Annotated in this window: 26 protein-coding genes; 20 read left to right on the forward strand and 6 right to left on the reverse strand. The window is 47.4% G+C overall.

Annotation, left to right across the window (positions count from 1 at the left end; translation table 11 throughout):
- Positions 1 to 52: 52 nt before the first annotated feature.
- Positions 53 to 1,072 carry a threonine aldolase family protein gene (locus ACR9Y8_RS26365; protein ID WP_481216288.1) on the reverse strand — a complete coding sequence of 340 codons (1,020 nt, stop codon included), beginning with the start codon at positions 1,070 to 1,072 and terminating at the stop codon, positions 53 to 55.
- Positions 1,073 to 1,382: 310 nt separating this feature from the next.
- On the opposite strand from ACR9Y8_RS26365, the gene ACR9Y8_RS26370 reads away from it, so the two are divergent.
- The 9 genes from ACR9Y8_RS26370 to ACR9Y8_RS26410 all read left to right on the forward strand — a co-directional run bounded on the left by ACR9Y8_RS26370 (position 1,383) and on the right by ACR9Y8_RS26410 (position 8,170).
- The gene (locus tag ACR9Y8_RS26370) at positions 1,383 to 2,240 is read left to right on the forward strand and encodes a sigma-70 family RNA polymerase sigma factor (RefSeq protein ID WP_089914758.1); all 858 of its coding nucleotides are present in this window, start codon (positions 1,383 to 1,385) and stop codon (positions 2,238 to 2,240) included.
- 118 nt (positions 2,241 to 2,358) lie between these two features.
- Entirely contained in the window at positions 2,359 to 3,228 is an 870-nt protein-coding gene (locus ACR9Y8_RS26375; protein ID WP_481216289.1) for a DUF4249 domain-containing protein, read from the forward strand.
- An 86-nt stretch (positions 3,229 to 3,314) separates the two neighbouring features.
- Positions 3,315 to 4,295 (forward strand): thioredoxin-disulfide reductase, encoded by a 981-nt coding sequence (trxB, locus tag ACR9Y8_RS26380; RefSeq protein WP_481216290.1) that lies wholly within the window; start codon positions 3,315 to 3,317, stop codon positions 4,293 to 4,295.
- A gap of 144 nt (positions 4,296 to 4,439) precedes the next feature.
- Positions 4,440 to 4,793 (forward strand): dihydroneopterin aldolase, encoded by a 354-nt coding sequence (locus ACR9Y8_RS26385; protein WP_481216291.1) that lies wholly within the window; start codon positions 4,440 to 4,442, stop codon positions 4,791 to 4,793.
- Between the two features lie 37 nt (positions 4,794 to 4,830).
- Positions 4,831 to 5,589, forward strand: a complete 759-nt coding sequence (locus ACR9Y8_RS26390) for a hypothetical protein (protein WP_481216292.1) — start codon at positions 4,831 to 4,833, stop codon at positions 5,587 to 5,589.
- 113 nt (positions 5,590 to 5,702) lie between these two features.
- On the forward strand, positions 5,703 to 6,581 hold the full coding sequence (locus ACR9Y8_RS26395; protein ID WP_481216293.1) for a DUF3822 family protein: 879 nt from the start codon (positions 5,703 to 5,705) through the stop codon (positions 6,579 to 6,581).
- Complete coding sequence (locus ACR9Y8_RS26400; RefSeq protein ID WP_481216294.1) at positions 6,572 to 7,123, forward strand: RsmD family RNA methyltransferase; 552 nt, start codon at positions 6,572 to 6,574, stop codon at positions 7,121 to 7,123. The genes ACR9Y8_RS26395 and ACR9Y8_RS26400 overlap by 10 nt, the downstream gene beginning before the upstream one ends.
- 88 nt (positions 7,124 to 7,211) lie before the next feature.
- Entirely contained in the window at positions 7,212 to 7,703 is a 492-nt protein-coding gene (coaD, locus tag ACR9Y8_RS26405; protein ID WP_481216295.1) for a pantetheine-phosphate adenylyltransferase, read from the forward strand.
- Between the two features lie 17 nt (positions 7,704 to 7,720).
- The gene (locus ACR9Y8_RS26410; RefSeq protein ID WP_481216296.1) at positions 7,721 to 8,170 is read left to right on the forward strand and encodes a hotdog fold thioesterase; all 450 of its coding nucleotides are present in this window, start codon (positions 7,721 to 7,723) and stop codon (positions 8,168 to 8,170) included.
- Between the two features lies 1 nt (position 8,171).
- On the opposite strand, the gene ACR9Y8_RS26415 is transcribed toward ACR9Y8_RS26410, so the two are convergent.
- Entirely contained in the window at positions 8,172 to 8,798 is a 627-nt protein-coding gene (locus ACR9Y8_RS26415) for an NUDIX hydrolase (protein WP_481216297.1), read from the reverse strand.
- Between the two features lie 99 nt (positions 8,799 to 8,897).
- Here ACR9Y8_RS26415 and pyrE point away from each other — a divergent pair, with 99 nt between their 5' ends.
- From pyrE to ACR9Y8_RS26430, 3 genes are read left to right on the forward strand one after another with little or no spacing between them, the layout of a single operon-like run.
- Positions 8,898 to 9,536: an orotate phosphoribosyltransferase gene (pyrE, locus tag ACR9Y8_RS26420; RefSeq protein WP_481216298.1), complete on the forward strand. Its 639-nt coding sequence runs from the start codon at positions 8,898 to 8,900 to the stop codon at positions 9,534 to 9,536.
- Between the two features lie 47 nt (positions 9,537 to 9,583).
- Positions 9,584 to 9,961: a heavy-metal-associated domain-containing protein gene (locus tag ACR9Y8_RS26425; RefSeq protein WP_481216299.1), complete on the forward strand. Its 378-nt coding sequence runs from the start codon at positions 9,584 to 9,586 to the stop codon at positions 9,959 to 9,961.
- Between the two features lie 59 nt (positions 9,962 to 10,020).
- Positions 10,021 to 10,605 carry a hypothetical protein gene (locus tag ACR9Y8_RS26430; protein WP_481216300.1) on the forward strand — a complete coding sequence of 195 codons (585 nt, stop codon included), beginning with the start codon at positions 10,021 to 10,023 and terminating at the stop codon, positions 10,603 to 10,605.
- On the opposite strand, the gene ACR9Y8_RS26435 is transcribed toward ACR9Y8_RS26430, so the two are convergent.
- Positions 10,591 to 11,052, reverse strand: coding sequence for an LEA/WHy family protein (locus ACR9Y8_RS26435; protein ID WP_481216301.1), 462 nt, complete (start codon positions 11,050 to 11,052; stop codon positions 10,591 to 10,593). The genes ACR9Y8_RS26430 and ACR9Y8_RS26435 overlap by 15 nt on opposite strands.
- Before the next feature lie 406 nt (positions 11,053 to 11,458).
- Between ACR9Y8_RS26435 and ACR9Y8_RS26440 the strand changes: the two genes are divergently transcribed.
- The 3 genes from ACR9Y8_RS26440 (at position 11,459) to ACR9Y8_RS26450 (ending at position 13,461) form a co-directional block, all read left to right on the forward strand.
- The gene (locus tag ACR9Y8_RS26440) at positions 11,459 to 12,097 is read left to right on the forward strand and encodes a WbqC family protein (protein ID WP_481216302.1); all 639 of its coding nucleotides are present in this window, start codon (positions 11,459 to 11,461) and stop codon (positions 12,095 to 12,097) included.
- Positions 12,098 to 12,313 (forward strand): hypothetical protein, encoded by a 216-nt coding sequence (locus tag ACR9Y8_RS26445; protein WP_481216303.1) that lies wholly within the window; start codon positions 12,098 to 12,100, stop codon positions 12,311 to 12,313.
- 77 nt (positions 12,314 to 12,390) lie between these two features.
- Positions 12,391 to 13,461 (forward strand): type III PLP-dependent enzyme domain-containing protein, encoded by a 1,071-nt coding sequence (locus ACR9Y8_RS26450; RefSeq protein WP_481216304.1) that lies wholly within the window; start codon positions 12,391 to 12,393, stop codon positions 13,459 to 13,461.
- 396 nt (positions 13,462 to 13,857) lie between these two features.
- Here the strand turns inward: ACR9Y8_RS26450 and ACR9Y8_RS26455 are convergent, their stop codons facing one another.
- The 3 genes from ACR9Y8_RS26455 to ACR9Y8_RS26465 all read right to left on the reverse strand — a co-directional run bounded on the left by ACR9Y8_RS26455 (position 13,858) and on the right by ACR9Y8_RS26465 (position 16,013).
- Positions 13,858 to 14,334 carry a nuclear transport factor 2 family protein gene (locus ACR9Y8_RS26455; protein ID WP_481216305.1) on the reverse strand — a complete coding sequence of 159 codons (477 nt, stop codon included), beginning with the start codon at positions 14,332 to 14,334 and terminating at the stop codon, positions 13,858 to 13,860.
- 147 nt (positions 14,335 to 14,481) lie between these two features.
- On the reverse strand, positions 14,482 to 15,375 hold the full coding sequence (locus tag ACR9Y8_RS26460; protein ID WP_481216306.1) for a hypothetical protein: 894 nt from the start codon (positions 15,373 to 15,375) through the stop codon (positions 14,482 to 14,484).
- Positions 15,376 to 15,563: 188 nt separating this feature from the next.
- Positions 15,564 to 16,013, reverse strand: a complete 450-nt coding sequence (locus tag ACR9Y8_RS26465; protein ID WP_481216307.1) for an Hsp20/alpha crystallin family protein — start codon at positions 16,011 to 16,013, stop codon at positions 15,564 to 15,566.
- A 258-nt stretch (positions 16,014 to 16,271) separates the two neighbouring features.
- Between ACR9Y8_RS26465 and ACR9Y8_RS26470 the strand changes: the two genes are divergently transcribed.
- The 5 genes from ACR9Y8_RS26470 (at position 16,272) to ACR9Y8_RS26490 (ending at position 18,387) form a co-directional block, all read left to right on the forward strand.
- Positions 16,272 to 16,583, forward strand: coding sequence for a BrxA/BrxB family bacilliredoxin (locus ACR9Y8_RS26470; protein ID WP_481216308.1), 312 nt, complete (start codon positions 16,272 to 16,274; stop codon positions 16,581 to 16,583).
- 7 nt (positions 16,584 to 16,590) lie between these two features.
- The gene (locus tag ACR9Y8_RS26475; protein ID WP_481217213.1) at positions 16,591 to 16,659 is read left to right on the forward strand and encodes a hypothetical protein; all 69 of its coding nucleotides are present in this window, start codon (positions 16,591 to 16,593) and stop codon (positions 16,657 to 16,659) included.
- 138 nt (positions 16,660 to 16,797) lie between these two features.
- A complete protein-coding gene (locus tag ACR9Y8_RS26480; protein ID WP_481216309.1) occupies positions 16,798 to 17,208 on the forward strand; it encodes a hypothetical protein in 411 nt (136 codons plus the stop codon).
- Between the two features lie 19 nt (positions 17,209 to 17,227).
- Entirely contained in the window at positions 17,228 to 17,956 is a 729-nt protein-coding gene (locus tag ACR9Y8_RS26485; RefSeq protein WP_481216310.1) for a prolipoprotein diacylglyceryl transferase, read from the forward strand.
- Between the two features lie 5 nt (positions 17,957 to 17,961).
- Complete coding sequence (locus ACR9Y8_RS26490) at positions 17,962 to 18,387, forward strand: hemerythrin domain-containing protein (protein ID WP_481216311.1); 426 nt, start codon at positions 17,962 to 17,964, stop codon at positions 18,385 to 18,387.
- Positions 18,388 to 18,935 lie beyond the last annotated feature (548 nt).

An 18,935-nucleotide genomic window follows, 5' to 3' on the forward strand; every position in this document is an offset into this window, starting at 1 on the left:
AACCCTCAACCTCCAACGAACCTCAAACCTCAAACTTCAAACCTCAAACTTTTTAAATCATGCCTGCGATTACCTGGCACGTGCGTTCTACCATTTCCGGGGTGATATCAAGATGTGTTACCATTCTCACCTGGTTCGTGGAAATTGGCATCACTTTGATCCCTTCGCGCAGCAGGTATTCTGCAAATGATACCGGTGTCCAGTCGCCAATCACTTCAAATATCAGGATATTGGTTTCCACCGGCAGCATGTGGCCTGTAAAGTTCTTTTCCAGTAGTGCATGGGCAATTTGTTTGGCATGCAGATGATCTTCTTCCAGCCTTTGCAGGTGGTTTTCCATGGCATAAATACCGGTGGCAGCCATATAGCCTGCCTGGCGCAGGCCTCCGCCCAGCTTTTTGCGGATGCGCCTGGCTTCGCGGATGAATGTTTCGCTGCCCATCAGTACGGAGCCCATGGGACAGCCCATTCCTTTGTTGAGGCATACGGAGATGCTGTCAAATACATTCCCATAGGCTTTAGGGTCCTGTTTGGTGGCTACGAGGGCATTGAAGAGCCGGGCGCCGTCCAGGTGCAGTTTCAGGTTATGCTCCTGGCAAACGGCTTTGATGCGCAGTACTTCTTCCCAGTCGTAACAGCAGCCGCCTCCACGGTTGGCCGTGTTTTCCAGGCATACCAGGGAGGTACGGGCCTTGTGCACGTCGTCCGGATTGATGGCGGCCGCTACTTCTGCTGCGGTGATCATTCCTCTTTCCCCGGTGATGGGCCGTACCTGGGCGCCTGCGTTAAAGGCAATGCCTCCGCCTTCGTAAATGTACACGTGGGCGAGCTGGCTGCAGATCACTTCGTCTCCCGGGAGGGTGTGCACTTTAATGCCAACCTGGTTGCTCATTGTGCCGGAAGGGCAGTAAAGGGCTGCCGCTTTGCCAAAAAAGTCTGCCATCATGGCTTCCAATCTGTTCACGCTGGGATCTTCTCCGAAAACATCATCGCCGGTTTCTGCATTGTACATGGCTTCCAGCATTCCGGGGGTGGGCCGGGTGAAGGTATCGCTTCTGTAGTCTATGGTCATCTTGTTAAAAAGTTTGCAACGCCGTTCACTATAAATTAGTTAAGATGCTAATTTAAAGATGATTTATTATCAATTGTTAAAAATTGTTTAAACTCAGGAAAATTAGCTAATAAAGCCTATTAAAATCCGTTATAAAAGAGTATTTTGTTTAACAGTAAAGTAGGCCTGCCAGGATTTGGTGAAGTGAAGTATTAGCACGATCTTTGCAGGCTAATTTGGCAGTTAGAAATTTTGTAAGATATAAAAAATCTTATTTGCAACAAAATTATTACTAAGCTGTTATTATTTCGTAAACCAATTCACTTTTAATATGAGGCAACTTAAAATTGCCACCCAGATCACCAACCGTGATTCGCAGGCGGTAGAAAAATACCTGCAGGAAATTTCAAAGATCCCTTTGTTAACACCTGAGGAAGAGACCGTTTTGGCGCAACGTATTAAAATGGGCGATCAGAAGGCTCTTGAAAGATTAACAACAGGAAACCTCCGTTTCGTGGTTTCCGTTGCAAAGCAATATCAGCACCAGGGGCTTAGCCTCTCCGACCTTATCAATGAAGGTAATTTAGGCTTGATCAAAGCTGCGCAGCGCTTCGATGAAACAAAAGGTTTCAAATTCATCTCATACGCGGTATGGTGGATCCGCCAGTCCATTTTACAGGCGTTGGCAGAGCAGGGACGATTGGTCCGCCTGCCTCAAAACAAAATTGGCACCTATAATAAAGCTAACAAAGCTTACATGGCATTTGAGCAGGAGAATGAGAGAGAACCGTCTACAGAGGAGCTTGCAGAGATCCTGGAAATGTCCGAATCGGAAATAAACAACATTTTTCAGAGCAATACTCGCCATATGTCTTTGGATGCGCCGGTACACGAAGCAGAAGATGTGGCCATGGGTGATTTGCTGGAAGGTGGAGATATTACCGATGATGATGTAATGCGAGATTCACTGCGCGAAGAAATTCGCAGGGTACTGAAATCCTTGAGCCCGCGGGAAGCAGAGATCGTTAATGCTTATTTTGGTCTGGATGGTGAAAACGGAGCAACAATTGAACAGATCGGTCAAAAATACGATCTGACAAAAGAAAGGATTCGCCAAATCAAGGAACGCGCAATCAAACGGCTGCAAAAAGCCCGCTACAGCGGCTCTTTAAAATCTTACCTGGGATAAGGCGATTTTATGAGCGCTCAGGCGTTAAACGTATAGAGAACACCGGCTGTATATTCTATGGCCGGTGTTTTTTGTTACCTATCCAATATCCAATGTAAACCGTATTTTTGTAAGCTATATGCGTATAAAAGCTGTTCTCCTTTTTTGCTGTGCGTTCATCGCCTGCGAAAAGGATGTCACCGTAAGTCTGCCCACAGGAGACGATCAACTGGTGGTAGAAGGAACGATAGAAACAGATAAGTATCCTGAAGTGATACTGACGCGTAGCCTGAATTATTTTAGCCATATCAGTGTTGATCAACTGCAGAATGCCTTTGTGCACAATGCAACCATCACGGTTTCAGACGGTAGTAATACCATGCAGCTCAGGGAATTCTACAAGGACACTACCAGCAGGGTACGATGGTACTACTACACGGCAGATTCTACTCAGGCAAACGTCTTTAAAGGTAAAAAGGGACAAAGCTATACGTTACGTATAGCCGCAGAAGGGAAGACCTATCAGGCCACCACCAATATCCCCGGACAAGGCATGGTAATTGATTCCACCTGGTCCGAACTGAATGAAAAAGATCCGACCCTGGTAAAACTGATGGCAAGGATTACCGATCCGGCTGCAAAGGGGAACTATGTTCGCTATAAGACCGCCAGGAACGGCGGCGTCTTCCGGTCAGGGGTCAACTCCACCGTAGACGACCAGATTGTGAACGGCACCACCTTCAATATTATGCTGGAATCCGGACAGGACAGGAACCAGAACATCAACTACGATACCTATGGTTACTTCAAGCCGGGCGATACCGTCAGGATCTGGTTCAGCAGCATTGATAAAGCCACCTACGATTTCTGGCGCACCGTAGATTTTGCCTACGCAACCAATGGTAATGTGTTCTCTTCACCGCTGCAGGTAAGAGGTAATATACCAGGTGCATTAGGTTACTGGGGCGGCTACGGCGTTAGCTACCGGGGCGTACGAATGAGAAAATAGTCATTAGTTGTAAGTCGTTAGTCGTTAGTACTAACCGCTTACACCTAATGACAAACGACTAATAACTAACGACTTTTTTTTTAGATATGGAAAACACACAACAGCAAGAACATGTTCATGTACTGATCATCGGCTCAGGTCCCGCCGGCTATACCGCTGCTATCTATGCAGCAAGGGCAAACCTTAAACCGGTGCTGTACCAGGGTATCCAGCCTGGCGGACAGCTCACTATAACTACAGAAGTGGAGAACTATCCCGGTTACCCGGAAGGGATCCAGGGCCCGGAAATGATGGTGGACTTTGAAAAGCAGGCCACCCGCATGGGCGCCGATATCCGTTACGGTATGGCTACCGCAGTAGACTTCTCCGTTCGTCCCTACCGGGTGGTCATAGAAGAAGAAAAGCTGATCACCGCCGATGCAGTGATCATCGCCACCGGCGCCTCTGCCAAATGGCTGGGCCTTCCCTCTGAACAACGCCTGAACGGTAGCGGCGTTAGCGCCTGTGCCGTTTGCAACGGTTTCTTTTTCCGTGGAAAGGAAGTAGCTATTGTGGGCGCCGGCGATACGGCCGCTGAAGAAGCCCTCTACCTTTCCAAAATGTGCTCTACCGTGCATATGGTGGTGCGCCGCAATGAAATGCGCGCCTCCAAGATCATGCAGGAAAGGGTGATGAGGACATCCAACATCATTATTTACTGGAACTCTGAAACAGCCGAAGTGCTGGGAGATAATAAAGTGGAAGCGGTGAAGCTGATCAATAATCAGACGAATGCCGAAACGATCGTGCCCGTGAGCGCTTTCTTCGTAGCTATCGGTCACCAGCCAAATTCCGGCATCTTTACCGGTTTCCTGGATATGGATGAGCAGGGATATATCAAAACCATCCCTGGTACCACCTGTACCAACCTGGAAGGCGTGTTTGCCTGCGGCGACGTACAGGATAAGATCTATCGCCAGGCAGTTACTGCCGCAGGTAGCGGTTGTATGGCGGCACTGGATGCGGAAAGATATCTTTCTGCGCTGGAGCATGCACAGCAGCAGCAACAGCAGGTGGCGCATGCCTAATCATAATCTGAGGTTTGAAGTTTGAGGTTTGAAGTTCGTTAGACGTTTGAAGTTCAGTACCAGTGCTCTGATGTGGCACAGCTGTCCGGAACATCTAACATTTAACAAACCTCCAACTTCAAACCTCAAACCTCAAACTTGTTTATGTTAACTATCGCGCTTGAACAAGTCCGTTTCCGTGCCTTCCATGGCTTCTACCCGGAAGAACAGGTGATCGGGAACGACTTCATCGTGGATGTATATGTAACTATTCCCGGTATCACTCCGGTAGACGATCTTTCCGATACCGTTAACTACCAGGAATTATTTGACGTGGTGAAAACCGTTATGTCTGTTCCCCAGCCCCTTCTTGAGCAGGTAGTGACAGACATCAGCACCACTATCCGGGAAAGATACCCCCGGGTCAGGAAAACGGTTGTCACCCTCCGTAAGGTAAGTCCGCCCATGGAAGCCGATGTGCGTAACTCCATGGTGTCACTTGAAAAAGAGTATATTTAACTTTTTCACTATATTACACTACTAACTTACCCATCCTATGGCACAAAAACTGTTGGCGGCTGTGCTGTTTTTACTCGTAAGCACTCACGCCCTGTACGCGCAAAGCGTAGATGAAATGCTGGACCAGGCCAAACAACTGGAAAAACAGATGAAAGAAGCAGAGGCGCTGGTCCGTTTCAAAGAGGTCCTCAAACTACAACCCGACCAGGTGACTGCATTGGTGGAGGCCAGTGAGCTCAGCTCCCGGGAGGGCAACCGCCAGAAGGAAAAGGAAGACAAGGCCCGCTTTTTTGGCGAGGCGAAAGGTTATGCAGAAGAGGCCCTTAAAGTGGCCCCCAACGATCCCGGCGCCAATTATGCCATGTCTGTAGCCATGGGCCGTATGGCGCTGATCTCGGGTGCAAAGGAAAAAGTAGCCGCCTCCCGCGAGGTGAAGAAATACGCCGAACTGGCCATTAAGTTCAATCCTAACTACGCACAGGCCTATCATGTGCTCGGGAAATGGAATTTTGAAGTGGCTAACCTCAGCTTCCTGGAAAAGAACGCCGCCAAAGCCCTGTTCGGTGGGTTGCCCGACGGCTCTCTCCAGCAGGCGATCGATAACTACGAAAAGTGCCGTCGCCTGGATCCCTCGTTTATCCTCAACTATTACGAGCTGGCCCGCGCCTATAAAAAGAACGACCAGGAAACACAGGCCATGGAGGTGCTGAAAAAAGCGGTCACCCTTAGAAGTATTTACCAGGACGATACAGCTATAAAGGCAGACTGTAAGAAAATGCTGGAAGAAATGCAGTAGCAGCCTCAGGCCCTTAGCCGCAAGCCGCAAGCGATTTACCCGAAGATCTCCGCCTGATCAGCTTGAAGCTTGCAGCTTTTTCCCTATCTTGCCGCTTTATTCCAAGTATCACTATGTCCGTGTTATCTCACATCCACCCGGCATTTACCGTAGACGATGCCACGCTGCTGGAAACGGATCTGACCACCTGCCACCTCCTGGTGATGGTGGGCCAGGGCACATTCAGTTATGTTGTGTTCGATCCGCTGGCCAAACGTTTTCTGGCGCTCAAATCCTATAACTTTCAGCCACAGAAGCTGGCAGTAGCCGACCTGGAAATGATCGAGCAGGTGTTTGATGCGGACAAGCTCCTGTTCACCGCTTTCCGCTCCGTGCTCATCGCCTTTGATACCGCCGATAGTACACTTGTTCCGGAGAAACATTATAATTCCCAGCTGAAGAAGGATTACCTGCACCTGGTATACCCGGAAAAGCTGCAGGAAGCGGTACTGGCAGATATGCTGCCGGCGCCTTTATCGCTCGTGAATATATATGCCGTAGATAAAGACCTGGTGGGCTTCCTGAGAAAGGAATTCTCAACAGACCGTGTAGTGCATGCCCATTCTGCCCTGTTGCAGGCCCATGCTTACGATTTTGATTTCCGTAACGCTGACGGCGTAGCCTATATTACCGTACAGCGCAACCGCTTCTGCCTTACTATTTACGCCGGCGGTAAACTGATCAACCAGCAGGAGCTGCATTTTGAAACCGGCCTGGATGTGGTATACCACCTGGTAAATGCCCTTCGCTTGCTCGGACTGGACGAACAGCGTGTAAAAGTGAAGCTGGGCGGCGCCATTGCCAATGATTCCCAGGTATACCAGGAGCTGCACAAGTTCATTCCCCAGCTGGAATGGGTACAACGCCTGCCCGAATTCCAGTATATCAGCAAAATGCAGGAAATTCCCGGATATTATTTTCATAACCTGTATGCACTGGCCCTATGCGTATAATAGGAGGGGCATATGGAGGAAGGCATTTTCAGCCGCCGGCTAATATGCCGTACACCCGGCCTACCACCGACATTGCCAAGGGCGGCCTTTTCAATGTTATTGAAAATAACCTGGACATAGCTTCCCTGAGAACGCTGGATATTTTTGGCGGTACCGGCAGCATCAGCTACGAGCTGGCTTCCCGTGGCGCTACTGACCAGACCATCGTGGAGAAAGATCCTGAAATGGCGGCATTTATCCAGAAAACATCGGCAGCGCTGGACATTAAGCTCCGCCTGTTCCGCATGGACGTTTTCAAGTTCCTCCAGCAGTGCACTGAAAAGTTCGACTTTATCTTTGCGGGACCTCCTTATGCACTTGATACCATTGACCAGCTGCCAAAGCTGATCTTCGAAAGAGAGCTGCTGAACCCGGAAGGCTGGTTCGTTTTAGAACATACGCCCAGGAATAATTATAAAAATTATGCCTATTACCGTAGTGAACGGAAATACGGCACCACCATATTCTCGATCTTTATTAACAGAGAAGAGCTGAAAAAGTAGGCAGTGGCGCAATTGGCAGTCCTGGGGTAATTACCTTTAACTGCTCACTGTCAATTGCCCACTGCGAACTCCATTTAATCTACAAAGCATGCGTATATGTGTTTTTCCGGGCACTTTTGACCCGATCACGCTAGGACACAAAGACATCATAGACAGGGCCCTGGATATGTTCGACCAGCTGATCATCGCCATAGGCGTTAATTCCAGCAAGGTGCCCATGTTCCCGCTGGAACAGCGCCTGCAGTGGATAAGGGACATTTACCCGAATGAGCCAAGGATAAAAGCAGACTCCTACAAAGGATTAACAGTAGATTTCTGTAAAAAGGTGAACGCCCGCTATATATTGAGAGGGATCCGCTATGTGAGCGACTTTGAATATGAAAAGGCGATTGCCGATGTAAACAGGTCAATGGACAGTAACATTGAGACCATCTTCCTTACCTGCACGCCGCAGTATACCAGTATTGCATCTACACTGGTAAGGGATATCATCCGCAATGAAGGCGATGTGTCGCAGTTCCTCCCTGAAGCTGTGCTTCGCAGCATCAAAAACGCTTTACCAGTAAACAATGACCGCTAACTGCTAACAGCTCATTTATGAAACCGATCTGGCATTCTTTAAATATCTCACTGGATCAGCTGAACGAAATGACGGAGAATACGATGGGCACCTGCCTGGGTATGGAGTTCACTGAAATAGGCCCTGACTACCTCCGCATTATGATGCCGGTGGACCACCGTACTGTTCAGCCTTACGGCTTGTTACATGGTGGCGCGTCCGCAGCCCTGGCAGAAACCGTGGGCAGTGTGGCATCTGCCCTTATCATAGACCCGCAGAAGCAGATCTGTGTAGGCCTGGAGATCAATGCCAACCATTTGCGCGGTGTGCGCGAAGGTTATGTGCATGGCATTGCCCGCCCCCTGCACCTGGGATCCACCACCCATGTATGGGATATCCGTATTACAGACGACCAACACAAACTGGTGTGTGTGAGCCGCCTTACCGTGGCCGTTCTACCCAAACGGGAGAACGCCAACGGCGAATAGCTTACAGGGCATATCCTGCTTTCAGGAACACTTCTTCTATATTCTTGTAGGAAAATTTGAGGTACCTGGCAAGGTTTTCCGGCTTAATCCACTGGATGTCCATGATATCCTCTTCGATCTGGGGCACGGTCAGTTCTGTTCCGGTGAACTGCATGCGGTACCAGTAGGTATGTTTCAACACTTTCTTCTCTTTCAGGGGATAATAATGGAAGGTTTCCGTGATCTTGTCTGTCAGGGTGATCTGCCGGAGGCCGGTTTCTTCCCTTACTTCGCGTACGGCGCATTCCTCGAGGCTTTCCCCGTCATCCTGCTTGCCTTTGGGCAGGTCCCATTTGTTCCGCCGGAACATAAGTAATATTTCCCCCGCGGGGTTGGTGATCAGTCCCCCGGCTGCCACCAATACCTTAAAATGACGTTTGATAGCTTCCATCAGGCGGTTGGTGTCTGCCTGTACAAAAACGGCCGAAGCGATCTCGCCGTTCTCCAGTGCCTGTAGTGTTTGGCTGATGGCAGCCGCATCCGGGTTTGGGCAAACCGGAGCATCCTTGTAGTTGGCTGGTATGTCCCGCTGACGAGGGCACAGGATCAGGGGCCGCTCGTTCAGATATATAGTAAAGATCTGTTCCATGGAACAAAAATATGGAGATGCTTCCTAATTCTTCCTGACAACTATTTGAAATATCTGTGAACATCTCTGCCAACTCTTTTTTACTACCTTTGCCCCCTTATGAGTAGTAACATCAGTGCAAAACAGGTAGCCGAAAAGCTGCTGCAGGTGCAGGCGGTAAAACTTCGTCCTGCAGAGCCTTTTACCTGGGCCTCCGGCTGGAGATCGCCCATTTACTGCGATAACCGTAAGTTGTTATCTTATCCTTACGTTAGGGATTATATCAAATCAGAGCTATGTAATGTTGTTTTCGAAACCTTCCCCGAAGCGGCTGTGATAGCGGGCGTAGCCACGGCGGGCATTCCGCATGGCGCCCTGGTGGCCGATCAGCTTAAACTGCCTTTTATATATGTACGCTCCAAGCCGAAAGAGCATGGGATGGGCAACCGTATTGAAGGTGTATTACAGGCAGGGCAGCCGGTGGTAGTGGTGGAAGACCTGATCTCCACCGGTAAAAGCAGTCTTGAAGCCGTACAGGCCATCCGTGAAGCAGGCGGGGAGGTGATCGGGATGGTATCTATCTTTAATTATGGTTTCGATGTGGCAGTGGAAGCTTTCAGTGCGGCAGGTGTGCCCTTCCATTCTTTGAGCAATTACAGCACGCTCATAGAGCTGGCCCTGGAAAAAGGCCTGGTATCGGAGGCCGACAGCGCCACGCTGCAGGCCTGGAGAAGCGCTCCGGATAAATGGGGCCGTTAACGAACTATTTTTTACTTTAGTAGCGTTTAATGTAAAACAATATTCCTATGCGTATTTTGAAGCTCGTAATGGTAATGTTACTGGCCTGCATTGGTTCTGCCTTTGCACAAAGTAAAAAAACTACCCTTGTAACGGCAAAGATCAGCACTCCGACTGCTTTATGCGACCAATGTAAAGACCGTATTGAACGATTCCTGGACCGGGAAGAAGGGGTACAGTCCGCCAAAGTGAACTTCCATACAAAGACCACCGTGGTGAAATTCTATTCTGACCGTACCAATATCGAAAATATCAAAGCGGCGATCGCCAATGTTGGTTATGATGCGGATAATGTGACTGCCAACCCGGAGGCTTATAACAGGCTGCCAACCGCCTGTAAGAAACCGGAAGATGGTGGTACTCATCAGCTTAAAAAGAAACCGTAAATACTCCGGATCTATCTTATTGTCCCGTTCGCCAAAGCGACGGGACTTTTTTATTGGAAATGGGACTCCCCGGCATACATAGTATCCAGCTCCACGCCCTGAAGCACCATATCAGGGCCATCACCCGTTTAATAGCAGACTGTCCCCTACCTGAATTGCCCCAACGCCTGAAGGTGCTGGGCGCCTCACAAATGGACCTGTACCTGGGCGCCCTGGAAGAAACGGATATCAGCCGTGAAGTGCTGCAGGCCCTGAGCACGCTGGGCATACATACTGAAGCGCAGTATCGGGATTGGCTGGAACAACACGAGCATTACCGGCGCCTCACGCTTTCAGACGGCTCTATCTGGATATTACGCCTGGGAAATGAGGGCGAGCGGTATATTCACCTTCACCCGGGCCGTTACTCCCCGGCAAGTATCCGTGTAAAGGCTGCCGTGCTGAAAACCGCCATTGCTGTATGGGCATATCTGAAAAACGGATGGATCAGCGAAGTGAATGAGGATAGCTTGGCGCGGGTGCGGAAAGAGGTGCTGGAACTTCCTCCCTTAAAATCGCTGGCAGAAAGCCACGCCATTCTCAAAATGATCGGGATAATCGAAACGAATGTTAAGGGGATGAGCTCCGGTTTAGAAGAAATTTAAAGGCTGTTTGGTTTCGCATTTGATGGGGAAAGGCAGGTAGATGCCTCCTTTACCCACTTTACAATTACCGGTGGCTTTAATGGTCACTTCTTTATTGCCCAGTATGGTGAGGGCGTTTTTGAAAACATTCTCCATGCTTACCTCAAGTTTTACCGGGAAGTAAAAAGTGTCTTTTGCCGGGATCCTGATGGTGGTATCCTGCATGGAATGCCCTACCTGGGTGTCATCAAAAAAGACGTCAAAAGATGCGTCTTTCAGCTGAAGATTAAAATTATTGGGATTATAATAGGCCAGGGTCATCTCTACGATGCTTTTGGAAAAACCCAGGCCTTGCAGGTTCACCCCGGCTACCCGCACAAATTGCAGGTCCTTCACTTTCTCACAGGAGCTGGCCATCATACCCCAGGTCGCCAATAACAGCACAATAAGATGGATACTTTTTTTCATTTGTCAAAAATAGGAAAATTGACCGGGGCGGGGAACCGGGTTCGGCTAAATTCACAAAATCTAAACAAATACTGTTGAGCACGTGGACTGGTGAAAAGGGGCGAAGCTGGTTTTCACCTTCATCAGCCTACGTCGGTCTACCCCATCCAAGTCCCTTTACCTCACATTTTACTTTAAGCAAAAACAAGGCTTGAAATCCCTTGAAAACCTACTAATTAGTTTAGTATTTTTGCATTCAGCTAAAATTTCACTTTAACAGCCAAATTGCTAAAAGCAATAGCATATTTTTTATTTTTCTATGAACTGCTTTACAGTCACTTGTAATTAATTATTAAGTGGTGAATCATAAACAGCTCATGGACCGTAATCATCGATTTTTACATACATCGCACCAAATTTTGACAATATGACAGAACCGGCAAGTAACCAAATACTGATTATTGAATCTCAATATTTTCCGAATCTTTGCTTCTATAAAACTTTAATTAAACACCACATATTACAGATAGAGAGATATGAGCACTACCAAAAGCTCAGTTATCGCAATCGTTGTTACATCGCCGGTCCTAATGGTCCCATCCTTTTGAGTGTTCCCCTTGCCCGCGGAAAAAACCAGCGTACTGTTATTAAGGATGTTCGTATCAGCAATGAAGAAAAATGGCAGGCCCTTCATTGGAAGACTTTGGTGTCTGCCTACCGCCGTTCACCGTGGTTTGAATATTACGAGGAAGATCTGCAGTCCTTATATGAGCAATCTTTCAATTTCCTGATGGACTGGAACATGGCCTGTTTTGAATGGGCTAACAAGGCACTCAATTATACCTGCCAGCTCAGCTTTACCGACCAGTATGAAAAGCAATATGACCCCGCTGCCGGTATTACCGATGCCCGCGGCCTGCTGAAACCGGGCGACAGGGCAGCTGACTGCGACACCCCGGTCTATACGCAGGTGTTCCAGGACAGGGCAGGTTTCCTTCCCAACCTAAGCATCCTGGACTTGCTCTTCTGTGAGGGGAAACACAGCCTTGAATTGCTGAAAGTGTAAATGATTGAAAAACAGGTTGATGGAAATTTGGGTGCAGGCCAGCGCCCCGCGCCTGAGCTGCAGTTTACAGCTGGCAACTGGCCGCTTAATCCATTGATTCGTAATTATTTACTCTTACATGACCTTTTGGGGGAAAAACGTGGAAATTTTTATCCGGGCAATAGAACAAAATATTTAGCTTTGCAACCAATTTTGCTGGGTTTCGAACTGACGTAGGTGTGTAAACCAGGAGTTTTCCAGCTAGACCTGAGTTTAAATTTTATTACTAACCTAAAATTCATTCGCAGTTTTAGATGAACAACACCTACACCGACCTCGTTAATCAAACCTTTGAGTTTCCTCAGGAAGGTTTTGAGGTGAAGGACAACTACCTGGAATTTAACGGGCTGAATATTAAGGCGTTGATCGATAAGTATGGTACCCCGTTCAAGTTGACCTTCCTCCCTAAGATCGGGATGCAGATTAACAAGGCTAAGAAAATGTTCCAGGATGCCATTAAAAAGAACAGGTATGATGGCAACTATTATTACTGTTATTGCACAAAAAGCTCTCACTTTTCCTTTATAATGGAGGAAACCCTGAAGCATGGCGTGCATATAGAAACTTCCTTTGCATACGATATTGATATTATCAATAAATTATACGAGCGGAAGAAGATCAATAAAGAAACCTTCATAATTTGCAACGGTTATAAAACAAAGGGGTATACCAGGGCCATCACCCGCCTGATCAATAACGGGTTCAAAAATGTGGTCCCGGTCCTGGATAATAAAGAGGAGTTTGAAGATTACCACAAGCACGTACGCTCCAAGGATCCGGTAAAGCTGGGTTTGCGTATTGCGGCAGAAGAAGAGCCTACCTTTGATTTTTATACCTCCAGGCTGGGAATACGTTCTCGTGACATCCTGGAGTTCTATGTGGATAAACTGAAAGGAAATGAGAAGTTCGAGCTGAAAATGCTGCACTTCTTCATGAATAAAGGTATCAAGGACGACATTTATTACTGGAGCCAGTTTAACCGGGTGCTGAACCTCTACTGTCAGCTGAAGAAGATCTGCCCGGAACTGGATAGTATAAATATCGGTGGTGGTTTCCCGATCAAACACTCACTTGGTTTTGACTACGACTATAATTACATTGTTAACGAGATCGTAGCCACCATCAAGAATGTTTGTAAAAAGAACAAAGTACCCGTACCGGATATCTATACAGAATTTGGTTCTTTTACAGTAGGCGAAAGCGGCGCGGTAATTTACAGCGTGATAGGAGAGAAGATGCAGAACGACCGTGAGAACTGGTATATGATAGACAGCTCCTTTATCACCACCCTGCCGGATACCTGGGGCATCGGAGAAAGTTCCTGATGCTGCCCATTAATAAATGGGACCAGGAATACCAGGAAGTGCACCTCGGCGGACTTACCTGCGACGGATATGATTTCTACACGTCGGAAGAGCATATCAACGCGGTGTTCCTGCCCAAGTTGTCTAACGGCGAGCCCCTGTATATTGGCTTCTTCCATACGGGAGCCTACCAGGATCAGCTCAGCGGTTACGGCGGTATTAAGCACTGCCTGATCCCCTCACCGAAACACGTAATTGTAGGATACGACAAAAACGGGCAGCTTAAAGAGCTGGCTTTATGCCAAAGAACAGAGCGCCCAGAGTATGTTAAAGATTTTGGGTTATTAAAAAAATGGGTTAGTAATCCACCTGAAAACCCCTCGACTTTTCGAGGGGTTTGCTTTTTTCAGGGGCCGGCTACTTACAGTCTTTCCGCCTGGTATCGATCAGATACACGATCTTCCATGTTCCCTCCAGCTTCACCAGCTGAAACGAATTCACCCCGCAATGGCTGTACTTTCCGCCCAGGTAAAACTGGTACGGTGTCCACACCGAGGCCAGCGGCCCATCAATGGATATACGACCATAGTCGATCCGCTCATCCCACACGTCCGTGTGAGGGGTACCTACCGCATCCAGGAAGCGCTGCAGGGCTTCCGTCTTAACTTTAACACCGCTGCCGGGTGGAGCTGAAATGGTCTGTAAGGTAGCGTCTGGTGCGAAGGCCGTCTTTACCATGCTGCTATCGCCCTTGCGCATGCCGTCAAACAGCAGCCCAATGGTCTTTTTCACGGCTTCTTCTTCGCCGTTCTGCATTGGTATTGTATTCTGGCCGGGTGTACCGGTCAGGCAGATCATAAAAACGAGTAAACGTTGTAAGGAAAGTAGGATCATATGATGATAATGAACAGGTGAGGGTATGGAGAAGAAAATTACAACTTTTTGGTATTAGCAGCGTATAGCGGGAATTCTATCTTTGTGATCTCCAAAATTCATCCGTCTTATTTTCCCCCTACCTTTTGAAGTGAAGTATTCCTTAACCTATGCCATGGAATGGCTCTTCAGCTCTACTGGGGAGCTTTTTTTATGCGCTTCACCAGCCACTTTATGCACGTCCTGTAACAGGTCGATAGCAGTTTCACATTGCTTTTCTATTTCCGTGAGACAGGCTTCCAGTAATTCCAGGTTACCCTCCAGGTATTTGGTCTTACCGGAGCGGGATAGTCCTTTTACCAGCATGAACTGCTTGGTGAGGTTTTGCCTGATGAGGGCAGCATGCTGTTTTTGCCGCTGCAGGGTACGCCGCTCCTCTACGATCATAATATTATTATAGTGCCGGCCCAATACCCGGATCACTATGAACAGGATAAAAAGGGCGGTGAATATCGGGGCCACATCAAAGATATTGAGCGCCGAGTAACCGGGAGCATTGAAAAGTATAATGCCCTGCGCCTTTAAATAAGCCACCAGCACCAGGTAACCGCATAAGAGGCTGCTAAGGACAAGGGTAGTGGCCAGGTTGGTGGTAAGGTAACAGAATAATATGCTCAGGATCCATATCATGGCGTATACCAGTGATATGTCCAGGTTGTTCAGGAAGGAGGACAGCATGCCGAATACCAGTACGTTCAGTGCCGCCAGGGTGCCGGTTGACTTGGCCGATACCCGCCTTTTCAGCATCCACATACATAAGCAGCCGATGGCCAGGAAAAAGGGATAAAGTAGTAGCTGCGTGGTATTTTGATAGTATAGGGTGAAGAAGAGCTCGGGCAAGATCAGCAGGATATGGAAGAGCACATAGTCAAATACAAGCTTTATATTATAATGTTCCCGGCTATCCTGGTTTTTACGCAATGCCGCCCCTATCACAGCTTTTTCTGCAGTGATATAGAGCTTACCAGCCAGCCCCCACCTGTATTTGGCCCTTGATAGCATATTGCTGTGGTTCCAGGGCAAATTATCATATTAAAATAGCATACCAGTTAAACGTTTGTGTCATTTATATAAGACAGATCCATTAGAACAGGACAGGTCCATAAAAAAAGCCCCCCGGTACTACCAGGGGGCTTCACCAATCTCACTAAACCTATTAAAAACCTACGCCCATTATCATCTGATATTGATTATCCAACCACAATAGATTTGGTTTTGGGCTGTGCTTCCTGTTTCTTGGGGAGCTGCAGCTGCAGGATACCGTTTTCATATTTGGCCTGGATCTTTTCAGCATCTACGCTCTCGTCAAGGGTAAAGGAACGCTTGAAGGAACGGAAGCTGAATTCACGGCGGATGTGTTTCTGATCTTCAGATTTTTGTTCTGCTTTCTTTTCTGCGCTGATAGTCAACACATTCTTCTCCAGGTTGATAGTAAAGTCTTCTTTAGCCAAACCGGGGACCATTACGTCCAGCAGGTAAGCTTCTTTGTTCTCACGGATGTTTACCGGGGGATAGGTACCAAAGAAATCGTTGGTCAGGATATCATCCTTCAATAACCTGGCAGTGTTGTTAAATACTTCATCCATAATACCGCCAAATGCTTTGTGTGCAGGGTGCTGATTGAATTTTACGAGTGTCATAGCCTTATAAGTTTTTGTCTTTTTAGTTTTTGTTTTGACACTGCTACATAATCAAATGGGATACCATGCCATTAAAAAGGAAATATTGCCAGATTTCACCCTTAATGTAATGTCATATTGTCTTATTCGCATGTTTCTAGCTGCCATAAAGTCTTTTTCCAAGTATTTTTTTTATAATTCTCTTATAAGTAACTTTGTGCAAACAAAAACTAAAACAAAAAACTTATAGTGATATGTATCCCGCAATTAGTATTGCCAATGAAGGCAGAGTTAACAGATTACGGCTTTGAAGAGCTGCTGACCCCTCAGTCAGTAGACGAAACGTTGAAAAAAGAAGGCACCACCCTGGTAGTGATCAATTCCGTATGCGGCTGTTCTGCAGGTTCAGCCCGGCCGGGTGTGCTGATGGCAGTTGCCCACAGCGAAAAGAAACCCGACAGGCTGACGACCAGTTTTGCAGGTTTTGACATGGATGCGGTAAAACAGCTGCGTGCGCATTTGCTGCCTTATCCTCCTTCTTCTCCTTCTATTGCGCTGTTCAAAGACGGACAACTGGTGCATTTTCATTGAGCGTCATATGATCGAAGGCCGTCCGGCTCAGATGATTGCCGCTAATCTGGCAGATGCTTTTGAGCAATACTGCTAAAAAATTCCTCCGGGCTTAACCGCTGGAATTTGGATTTTGGAATTTTATAGAGTTACTTTGGTGGTTTGATTTTCCTTTTGATTAATTCGGCTTTGTTCATAGGAAAACTCAGATCACCAAATTTTTTTATACGCTGTTATGTATCCTAATCTATATTATGCCTTTAAAGACCTGTTCGGCGCTGAACTTCCCCTCCTGAAAATCTTTCAAACATTCGGTTTCTTCGTAGCTATTGCCTTCCTGGCTGCAGCCTATGTATTGACCATTGAGCTGAGAAGACGGGAGAAGCTGGGCTGGTTAAAGGGAGTGCCTGAGGTGATGGAAACCGGTAAGCCTGCTTCTTCTTCAGAACTGGTGGTGAACGGCATACTGGGTTTTCTCCTGGGTTTTAAAATAGGCGGAGCGATACTGGCATGGAATACCATTTCGCAGGACCTGCAAGGCTTCCTGCTGTCTGGTCAGGGCAACTGGCTGCTAGGTATCGTGGTAGCAGCGTTGTTTGTCTGGTATAAATACCGGGACGAAGAAGAAGGCCTTGCCTGCTCCTGAAAAGAAAACGGTCATGGTCATGCCGCACCAGCGTGTGCCTGATTTCACCGTCATGGCAGCTGTTGCTGGTCTCATAGGGGCCAAGATATTTCACAACCTGGAGAACTGGAATGATTTTGTGCAGGATCCCTGGGGATCTCTTATTTCTTTCAGCGGCCTCACTTTCTATGGAGGCCTTATCGTAGCTGCTATTGTTATTATAGATACGCTGCCAAAAAGCATATCAATACCTATCACCTGGTGGACAGTGCAGCGCCGGCCCTCAGTGCTTGCTTACGGTGTAGGCCGCATGGGTTGTCATTTTGCCGGTGATGGTGACTGGGGTATTACAAATTCCCGTCCCAATCCTTTCTCCTGGCTGCCGGATTGGGCATGGGCATATAATTATCCGCATAACGTAGTGAACGAAGGCATACCCATTCCGGGCTGTGAAGGGAAGTACTGCCGCATGCTTGAATTGCCCGTATATCCTACACCGTTATATGAGATCATTGCCTGCCTGTTGTTGTTCCTTGTATTATGGAGCATCCGTAAAAGGATCACCGTACCGGGTGTTATCTTCGGGATCTACCTTATATTAAATGGTATCGAAAGGTTCTTCATCGAAAAGATAAGGGTCAACACTAAATATAATATTTTCGGTTTCCATCCCACACAGGCAGAGATCATCTCTTTCCTGATGGTAGTAGGAGGGGCTGTCTTCATCTGGTATTGCCGCAAGGCTTATTCAGCAAAAACTACTTCCTGATCATTATGCATCGTCACGAAACTTTAGTGCCCTTGTCCCATGAGCACAAGCGCCTGTTATTTGTATGCCGCTACCTGAAAAAGGATGCTGCGCCATACGAAGGGTTTCCGCTGGAAACACAGGCAAAGCTGGCTTATATTGTAAATGTCTTCCAGGAAGTAATGGTGCCGCATATCCAGAAGGAAGAATATTTGTTTGAAGCCTGCAAAGGTAAAGATGTCGAACTGGATAAGTTGATGGAGGAGCTGATGATAGAGCACCAGCAGATCTCGCGTATGTACAGTGCCTTGACCGAGAATACTGAGCTTGAAACCGCAATGGACCAACTGGCTCATAGCCTGGAGGCCCATATCCGTAAGGAAGAACGTATATTCTTCGAACAGCTGCAGGAAAAGCAGGCTGCTCTGCTGGATAGTATCCGCTGGGGATAAAAGCTGAGAAGCGTATGATCCTTATTTTTACCGGAACCCTCCGGTTTAATGCCGTTTACCGGCTAAAACCTACATTTTACCTAAATTGCATTGCCCTAACCCCATTCCGGAAATACCTTTGATCTTGTCAACCGGGAAAAAGAATGATGGATGACTGTAACGAATCGGTGCTCCGGTCTACCAACAAAATCGGATTATTCAATAATGGCCTTGTAACAATTCTGTAGTTGAATCGTCTTTATTACTGTTTAGCCTAAAGCTATTTTATATGTTCCTTATCGTACCTGTTATCATTATTATACTATGCATAAAGGCATTTTGTGCACTGTAGACTGGTAGTTAAACTATAGCAATCAATACCCGGGAATCAATCTGTGTAAGAAAAACTAATCACGCCGCCGCCTTTTAGGAAGATCAGTTATGAACATTTACCGCCAGCAGCTAAAGGCTAAAAGCTATCTGCTGTTTTTTACCAATCGTCCCCAATTAGCTACCGTTTGTGTAAAACTATGTACTATGCAATGCATAATACCTACCTTTGCACTGTA

Source organism: Chitinophaga sp. SVR4-12A (genome assembly GCF_056754765.1).